Annotated in this window: 6 protein-coding genes and 2 pseudogenes; 7 read left to right on the top strand and 1 reads right to left on the bottom strand. The window is 61.7% G+C overall.

The annotated features are described in order from the left end of the window. Nucleotides 1–97 precede the first annotated feature (97 nt). The 7 genes and pseudogenes from ABID12_RS13100 to ABID12_RS13070 all read left to right on the top strand — a co-directional run bounded on the left by ABID12_RS13100 (nt 98) and on the right by ABID12_RS13070 (nt 7860). Entirely contained in the window at nt 98–814 is a 717-nt protein-coding gene (locus tag ABID12_RS13100) for a TRAP transporter large permease subunit (protein WP_354434564.1), read from the top strand. A 16-nt stretch (nt 815–830) separates the two neighbouring features. Further along, nucleotides 831–1769 carry a dihydrodipicolinate synthase family protein gene (locus ABID12_RS13095; RefSeq protein WP_354434563.1) on the top strand — a complete coding sequence of 313 codons (939 nt, stop codon included), beginning with the start codon at nt 831–833 and terminating at the stop codon, nt 1767–1769. 4 nt (nt 1770–1773) lie between these two features. Next, entirely contained in the window at nt 1774–4020 is a 2247-nt protein-coding gene (locus ABID12_RS13090; protein ID WP_354434562.1) for a molybdopterin-dependent oxidoreductase, read from the top strand. Between the two features lie 73 nt (nt 4021–4093). Next, entirely contained in the window at nt 4094–4873 is a 780-nt protein-coding gene (locus tag ABID12_RS13085; RefSeq protein ID WP_354434561.1) for an SDR family oxidoreductase, read from the top strand. Between the two features lie 171 nt (nt 4874–5044). Beyond that, nucleotides 5045–6271, top strand: a complete 1227-nt coding sequence (locus tag ABID12_RS13080) for a D-amino acid dehydrogenase (RefSeq protein ID WP_354434560.1) — start codon at nt 5045–5047, stop codon at nt 6269–6271. A gap of 73 nt (nt 6272–6344) precedes the next feature. After that, nucleotides 6345–6721: pseudogene (locus ABID12_RS13075) on the top strand (Rid family detoxifying hydrolase). A 2-nt stretch (nt 6722–6723) separates the two neighbouring features. Further along, complete coding sequence (locus ABID12_RS13070; RefSeq protein ID WP_354434559.1) at nt 6724–7860, top strand: PLP-dependent cysteine synthase family protein; 1137 nt, start codon at nt 6724–6726, stop codon at nt 7858–7860. Between the two features lie 345 nt (nt 7861–8205). Here the strand turns inward: ABID12_RS13070 and ABID12_RS13065 are convergent. Continuing rightward, nucleotides 8206–8484 (bottom strand): annotated as a pseudogene (locus tag ABID12_RS13065) (transposase); the annotation flags it as partial. Nucleotides 8485–8918 lie beyond the last annotated feature (434 nt).

Genomic DNA, 8918 nt, shown 5'->3' with positions numbered 1-8918 from the left:
GCTCGGGCTACGCCCTCCCGCGGCCCTCATGCCTGCGTCCAAAGTGGCCGACTTTTGCTCCGCCCCGCGGCCGGTTTTTACACCGCCGTTGACAGTCATGGCAGTCAAGCGGGGATATCCGGCCAATCCCTTTCCCGGCGTGCGCGCCTTTGGCGGTATTCTGAAGCGCGGCGCAGCGCCGCTGCTCATTCCGGTGCTGGTGCTCGGCGGTATTGTCGGCGGCGTGTTCACGCCAACCGAGGGCTCGATCATCGCGGTCGGATGGGCGCTGTTCCTGTCGCTGATCCTTTATCGCGATATTCCGCTCAGGGCGATGCCGAAATTGCTCACCGATGCGGTGATCGATTTCGCCGTGCCGATGTTCACGGTGGCAGGCGCCGGCATTTTCGGCTGGCTGATCGCCTATCTCGGCGCCGCCCAACTGGTGGTCGATTTCATCACCGGCGTCACCTCCAACCCCTATGGCATCATGCTGCTGCTGATTGCCTTCCTGCTTTTGATCGGCACGGTGCTGAACCCGATTTCGGCGACCCTGATCTTTCTGCCGATCATCCAGGCGCTCGGCACGACGGCAGGCGTCAATCCTGTTCACCTCGGGGTCGTCACGACGATCGCGCTGTCGGTCGGCCTGATCACGCCGCCCTACGGCATCTGCCTGCTGATCGCGGCCCAGATCGGCGAAGTCAGAATCGGACGGGCCATGCTCGCCGCCCTTCCCATCTGCGCGCTGACGGTTCTGATCGCCTGCCTTTCGCTTTGGGTGCCGAACATCGTGCTCGGCCTGCCGAAGCTTCTCGTTCCCCAACTTTTCTAGAGTAAGGAGTTTTCTCATGGCTCATATCAAGCCCGAAGGATCGTTCGTCGCGCTGGTCACGCCGATGAATGAAGACGGATCGATCGACTACGAAGGCTTCCGCACCCTTTTGCAGTGGCATCAGGAAAATGGCACCAAGGCCGTTCTCATTATGGGATCGACCGGCGAGGTCTCGATGCTGTCCCCGGAAGAACGCCGGAAGATCATCTCCGAAACCGTCAAGATGAAGCCCGGCAACATGCTGATGTATTACGGCATCACCGGCAACAACACCGAGACGACGATCGAGTATGCGCGCTATGCCAAGGATTCCGGCGCCGACGGCGCGATCATGGCGGCGCCCGCCTATATCTGCGCCGACAACGACGCGATCACCGATTACGCAATGGAGGTGCTCGACAGCACCGATCTCGCCATGGGCTTTTACAACAACCCGCCGCGCGTGAAGACCGACCTGCACTGGACGGATCTCCTGAAGCTTGCGAAACACCCCAACATGGTGGTTCTGAAGGAATCCACCACCCGCGTCGGTCAGGTCGCCCAGGTTTGCGCTGCAGAACCGGACATGTCTATCATGTGCTGCTGCTCGCCCAATCTGGGCCTCGTTATTCCCACCATGGCGCTCGGCGGCCATGGAACGGCCAACATGACGGGCAACATCATTCCGCAGGAGATGGCCGTGATCTCGAAGCCGTGGGAAAACGGCGAGGACGCCTTTGCCTGCCGCAAGGCCTGGCTCGAGAACCTGCCCATGCTGCATTTCGCCTATTCCGCCATCAACCCCGTGGCGGTGAAGACCCTGATGCGCGTGGTCGGCATGCCCTCGGGCCCGCTGCGCAAGCCGCTCAAGCCGATTGATGGTGCCAAGCTTCAGGCTGGTATCGATGCTTTCGAAAAGCTTGGTCTGGCCGAACGCTACGGCTTCAAGGTCAACCTCGCCGTTGCAGCGGAATAGGACCATGTCTTTGATGCGTGCGACCAGCCTTTGTCACTGGGGTGCCTTTGAGGCCACCGTCGAGGACGGGCGGTTGACGCAGACGCGTCCGTTGAGGGACAGCGGCGCCGATCCGGACATGATCGGCGCCTGGTCCGACCTGGTCTATTCGGAAAGCCGGATTGATCGCCCTTATGTGCGTGCCGGCTTCCTGCGAAAGAACGGGCGCAAAGGGCAGCGTGGTCGCGACGAAATGATCCCGGTCTCCTGGGAACAGGCGCTCGATCTGGTCGCCGGCGAACTTCACAGGGTCTATCGCGATCACGGTCCGGCGTCGGTCTTCGGCGGCTCCTACGGCTGGTCCAGCGCCGGCCGTCTTCATCACGCGCGCACCCAGATCCGCCGCTTCCTTGCCGCAGCCGGCGGCTTCACCGATCAGACCGGGAATTACTCATGGGGCGCGGCCAATATCATCCTGCCGCATGTCGTCGGCGATGCCAGCGCCGTTTCCCATGCCGCGACAAGCTGGGAGACCATTGCCACGGATGGCGACTGCGTCGTCGCCTTCGGCGGTCTCAACCCGAAAAACTGGCGCGTGACCTCCGGCGGCGCCGGCGAGCACCACATACCGGATCATATCGTCCGGGCCGGCAAGCGCGGTGTCCGTTTCATCGTCATCTCGCCGTTCCGGGGCGATATTCCGGAAGGCCTCGACGCCGAGTGGATCGCCCCGCGCCCCAACACCGACACCGCGATTATGCTGGGTCTTGCTCACCAGGCGCTCGTAACCGGCCGCGCGGACCGGTCTTTCCTCGACCGCTACACCGCCGGACAGGATCAGTTCTTTGCCTATCTTCGCGGCGAACAGGACGGCATCGAGAAGACGCTCGACTGGGCAGCCGACATCAGCGGGCTTCAGCCGGAAACGCTGCAGGCGCTCTGGGAGAAGATCAGCACAGGCCGCATCATGCTGACGGCATCCTGGTCGCTGCAGCGCGCCGACCACGGCGAGCAGCCCTACTGGGCGCTGATCGCGCTTGCCGCGATGCTCGGTCAGATCGGCCTGCCCGGCGGCGGTTTCTGCTTCGGCTACGGTTCGATGAACGGCGTTGGCGCGATGGCGCGCCGTGGCTACGTGCCGGTCATGCCGGGCCTGCCGAACCCTGCGGCAAGTGCTATTCCTGCTGCCTGCGTCACCGACTGCTTCGCCAATCCCGGCAAGGAAATTGCCTTCAACGGGCGGACGCTGCGCTATCCCGACACGCGGCTGGTCTACTGGGCGGGCGGCAATCCGTTTCATCACGCCCAGGACCTCAATCTGCTCGAAAAGGCCTGGCAGCGGCCGGAAACCGTTATCGTCCACGAACCGTGGTGGACGCCGACGGCGCGACGCGCCGATATCGTGCTGCCGGCCACCACCAGCCTTGAACGCAACGACATCGGCGGCTCCTCGCGCGACCCTTACGTGTTTTTCATGCCGAAGCTGATCGATCCGGTCGGTGAGGCGAGGGACGATTTCGCGATCTTCGGAGCCATTGCCGAACGCCTCGGCTGCAAGCCGGCTTATGACGAGGGGCGGAGCGAGGAGGCCTGGCTTCGCCATCTCTGGTCGTTGACGGAGGCGAAGGCGGCAAGAGAAGGCATCGCGGCGCCGGATTTCGAAACGCTGCGACAAAACGGCTACTGGCACGTTCCTCCGCCTGAGGCGCCAGAGGTGATGCTCGCGCCGTTCAGGGCCGATCCGGCAGCGCATCCGCTTAAAACACCATCCGGCCGTATCGAACTTTCCTCGGCGACGATCGCCGCCTTCGACTATGACGATTGCCCGTCTCATCCATCCTGGCTCGAACCCGTCGAATGGCTGGGTGCGGCGGAAGGAGATGAACTGCATCTTCTGACCAACCAGCCGGAAAAGCAGCTCCATGGCCAGCTTTACCCGGTGCTGGGGGCTGGAGACTGTGCCCCGGTGACGCTTCACCCCGATGACGCCGCCCGGCGCGCCATCGCGCAGGACAGCCTTGTCCGCGTGTTCAATGGCCGTGGCGCGTGTCTTGCCCGCGCCCGCCTTTCGAACGCCACCCGCAAGGGCGTGGCGCTGATGCCGACGGGGGCGTGGTTTGAACCGGACGATGACAACCATATCGAAGCAAACGGCAATCCGAACGCGCTGACGGCGGACCGGCAAACCTCGGCGCTCTCGCGCGGCTGCGCAGCGCTCAGCGCGCTGGTGCGGATCGAACCGTGGCAGCGGTCCGGAATTGCGCGAAAATAAAAGACAGGGCGGTCTCGCGTTTCCGTGAAAAGCGAAACCGCTCAGGAACAATTACAGCAGGAGAACGACCGACATGGATCTGGGGATTGCAGGACGCAAGGCCTTGCTCACCGGTGCGAGCAAGGGAATGGGCAAGGCCTGCGCCATGGCGTTGGCGCAAGAGGGCGTGGCGCTGACGATCGTGGCCCGCAATGCCGGCCCGCTGGAGCAGACTGCTGACGAGATCCGCCGGAAAACCGGTGCCAGCGTCACGCCGGTCTCGGCGGATATCACCACGGAAGAGGGTCGGACCCGGGCGCTTGCGGCCTGCCCGGAACCCGACATCCTGCTCAACAATGCCGGCGGCTATCCGCCGGGCGATTTCCGCACATGGACCCGCGAAGACTGGATCGGCGCGATCGATCTGATGATGCTCGCCCCGATCGAGATGATGAAGGCGACTGTGGACGGCATGATGGACCGCGGGTTCGGTCGGATCGTTTCGATCGTGTCGCGCAGCGTCAAGATTGCCCAGCTCGAGCTTGGCCTTTCCAACGGCGCGCGCTCCGGTCTCGTTGGCTTTACCGCAGGGCTTTCGCGCCAGACCGTCGCGCGCAACGTAACGATCAACAACATTCTGCCCGGTATCGTCGACAGCGATGCCCAGCGCGAGCATATCGCCGGCATGCTGGAGGAGGGCGGTCCGTCCTTCGATGAAGTCTGGCAGCAGCGCGCGAAGGGCAATCCGGCCGGCCGCTACGGCCGCACGGAAGAGATCGGCGCCTATTTCGCTTTTCTCTGCAGCGACAAGGCGGGCTTCGTCACGGGTCAGAATCTGCTGATCGACGGCGGCGGCTATCCAGGCACTTACTAAAGCGTCGGGCGAAAAAGTGGAATCCGGTTTTTCGTTAACCTGACGCGCCAGAAGATAAGAATCGAGAGCATTGGGTGGCACCGACTAATCGTCCGATGCTCTGGGTCGGTTTCGCGGGGGAGGCTCTGATCGCACGAAACGCCTCGGCCCCAGAAGCGGAGAAGCAAAAACATGAAAGTCATTGTCATCGGTGCAGGCGTCGTCGGCATCGCCACTGCCTGGTACCTGACGGCCGAAGGCTACGAGGTCACTGTCGTTGACCGCTGCGCGGGTCCGGCCGGCGAGGCGAGTTTCGGTAACGCCGGCGGGATCTGCCCGAGTTTCGCCGGCCCCTGGGCCGCGCCGGGGATGCCGTTCAAGGCAATGAAGTGGATGTTCAAGGCATTTCCGCCGCTGAAAATCCGTCCTCAGGCCGATCCTGCTCAGTGGCTCTGGCTGATGCGGTTCGCCGCCAACTGCACTGCCGAACGATTCGCCGAAAACAAGCAGAGAATGCAAAGGATCGCGCATTATTCCCGCCGCTGCCTTGATGCGTTGCGCGCGGAAACGGGCATTTCCTTTGATTTCGCCGAAAAAGGCACGCTCCAGGTTTTCACCACCGAAGCCGAGGCCGAGGGCGGACGCCGTTCCGCCCGGGTGCTCTCCGGACTCGGCATCAACCATCGTTTCATCGAAGGCGAGGAGATCTACCAGGTCGAGCCGGCGCTTCGCCGCGCGCGCGCGCGTTTTTTGGCGGCACTGCATTTGCCGGACGACGCCACCGGCGACAGCCACATGTTCTGCCATGCGCTCGCCGGACTTCTGAAAGAGCGGGGGTGCCGGTTTGTATTCGATGCCGACGTGCGCGGTTTCGACCGCGACGGCGACAGGATCGCCGCCATCGTGACTCCGGACGGGAAACTGACGGCGGATGCCTATGTCGTGGCCGCAGGCGCCTTTGCGCCGGCCCTGGTCAGACCGCTCGGCATCGCTCTCCCGGTCTATCCGGTCAAGGGATATTCGATCACCTGCCCGATCGACAATGACGACGAGGCGCCGCTGTCCTCCGTCATGGACGAGCATTCCAAGATTATGATCAACCGGCTGGGCGGTCGCCTGCGCGCAGCGGGCGTGGCCGAGCTCGCCGGTTACGACCGGCGCCTTTCGGATGCGGCGCGACGCGGAATTTCCGCCTCGGTGGAGAAGCTTTTCCCCGGCGCCTGCGATTACACCAAGGTTCAGTTCTGGTCCGGCTTCCGGCCGATGACGCCGGATGGCCCGGCGATTGTCGGAAAGACAGGTCTGACCAACCTCTATCTCAATACGGGCCACGGCTCCAATGGCTGGACGCAGTCCTGCGGGACCGGCAAGATTATTGCCGATATCGTTTCAGGCCGAGCGCCCGAGGTCGCTCCGTAAAAGGTTCAACCATGACGCGCTCGCGCGCTGCAGGACACATCAGGATGACGGAAAGGCATTGATAATGTAGACAATTGCCACCGAAAACGCACCCTCCGCGATTGGCCCCGACTCTCAGGCGGTTCGCACGGCGACCTTCTGTTCGTATCCGGACAACTGCCGATCGACCCGCAAACCGGCGCATTCGTCAGCGACGATGCCATCGACCAGATGCGGCAATGCCTTAAAAATATAGCGGCGATCGCGGAAGCGGCGGGGACGGACATGTCGTGCACCCTGAAGACCACGATCCTGCTGACCGATCTCTCAGGCTTTGCCGCGATCAACGAGGTCTACGGCGAGGCCTTCGACGCGCCGTTTCCGGCCAGGGCCTGCTACGAGGTCTCTGCCCTGCCGAAGGGCGCGAAGGTCGAAGTCGAGGCCGTGATCGCAATTTCGAAGGAGCCATGAGAATGACCGGTGAAACCGCCTGCTGCCCCACGCTGACGGCCCTGCCCGCGGGTGCTGACCGCAACTGGGCCAAACGGGCCGTTGCGATCCTCGAGGGCGACGGCCGTCGCTCGGCAGACACCCATCTCGTCAACCCGGTGTTTCCGGGCCTGAAGGGGATATCGATCTATCTCAAGGACGAGTCGACCCATCCGACCGGCAGCCTGAAACACAGGCTGGCGCGATCACTGTTCCTTTACGGCATCTGCAATGGCTGGATTCGCGAAGGCACTACGCTGGTGGAGGCGTCCTCGGGTTCAACGGCGGTCAGCGAAGCCTACTTCGCCCACCTTATCGGACTGCCCTTCATTGCCGTGGTGCCGCGCAGCACGAGTCGGCAGAAGATCGAGGCGATCGAACGGTTCGGCGGGCGCTGCCATTTCGTCGAAAGGCCCGGCGAGGTCTATGACATCGCCGTGCAGATCGCGCGCGAAAGCGACGGCCATTATCTCGATCAGTTCACCTATGCGGAGCGCGCCACTGACTGGCGCGGCAACAACAACATCGCCGAAAGCATTTTCGGCCAGATGATTTCGGAGGCTGATCCGGTTCCGACCTGGGTGGTGATGAGCGCAGGCACGGGCGGCACATCGGCAACACTCGGACGCTATATCCGCTATCGCAACTTCGACACCAGGCTCTGCGTCGTCGATGTCGAGAACTCGGCATTTTACGACGCCTGGCGGACCGGCGACCGCAACGCGGTTTGCAACGCGCCTTCCCGGATCGAAGGCATCGGTCGTCCGCGGGTGGAACCATCCTTCATGCCGGGGGTCATCGACCATATGATCAAGGTCCCCGACGCCGCCTCGATCGCGGCCATGCATGTGCTGTCGGAGCGGCTTTTCCGCCGTGTCGGCGGCTCAACCGGAACCAATTTCTTTGGACTTTGCTGGATTGCCGGCTGCATGATGGCCGCAGGCGAGCGCGGATCGCTGGTCTCGCTGATCTGCGACAGCGGCGACCGCTACACCTCGACCTATTATGACCCGGCCTGGCTTAAAGAAAACAGCATCGACACCGATCCCTATCGCGAGATGCTCGAAGCTTTCCTCGACAGCGGTCATTTTGACCCTGGTGTGCTGACCGCAGAGAAATGAGGTTCCGTTTGGAAGGGCGCCATCCGACACTGGTTAGGGGATGGGCAGCAAAACCATCGGGCGCAGTATTGCTAAGCGCATCGTAGCTGCATGTAGGCTTGTCAGGGGTGACCCGGAGACGGTCGAACGCAACCGCCCGGAAATCCACAAGGCGATGAAGAATGTCTCGCTGGTCCCTACATCTCTACAGGATTGCCTGTCTGCGCTGATGTTGCTGCCGAGGTCATGGGGTTGATATTGGGTGAGCCTTGTGCGGTGGGCGGCACGCTGATCGACGTCTGGGCAAGTATGAAGAGTTTTCGTTCCAGGGAGAGACTATCTAGAATTTTGTGCCCTGGTGTTGTTTCAGGACATAGAGAAACATTCTTCGAACATGATGGCGAACTGGCTTTTGACGGCGTGCCATTCTCGCACTGATCGCTTCCATTCAGTTGAGGTAGCATTGAGGGCCAGTTAGATCAACTTGGCCGCGGCCTCATCACTAGGGAAGTGACCTCGGGTTCTGACGGCGCGGCGGATTTTCGGAATGAGCGCCTCAAAGGAATTCGCGGTGTAGATCAGCCTGCGCACCTCGGATGGATCGTCAAGAAACGGGATGACCTCATTCCAGGCCCTCCAGGCCCTTCGTCAACTCGGCGCGGACCTGGCCAGGTAGGTCACTATCTCGCTGCTGGAGTCATTGCGACGGTCTGCCGGCTGGTTATGGCCTTCGGGCACAGCATCAGCCCGGTCTTTGAACTCCATCGGACTTATAATCCGAGTTTCGAATGCTTTCGGCAATGAACGCCCTACGTTTGAACAATCGAATGTTGAGCGGGCTATAAAGGAAACGCTTCCTTGAGAAGATCAGCCATTCCTTCAGATAAAGTTCCAAGGCTCTGATTCCCGGCGCTCCTGCGTTCATTGCCGAAGGAACACAGGTGGCCGGATTTTACACCGCCCGCAGTCGGTCTACTCTGTCGCTTTTGTGGCCGACGTTTTAATGTATATCTCGTTTTTTTAAAAATGTTTATTAATATATTATAATAAAGTTACTTATATAAATTTTGTATTATTTC

It is taken from the genome of Martelella mangrovi (assembly GCF_040545495.1).
GTDB lineage: Bacteria > Pseudomonadota > Alphaproteobacteria > Rhizobiales > Rhizobiaceae > Martelella > Martelella mangrovi.
This window is presented reverse-complemented; position numbering and strand designations above follow the sequence as displayed.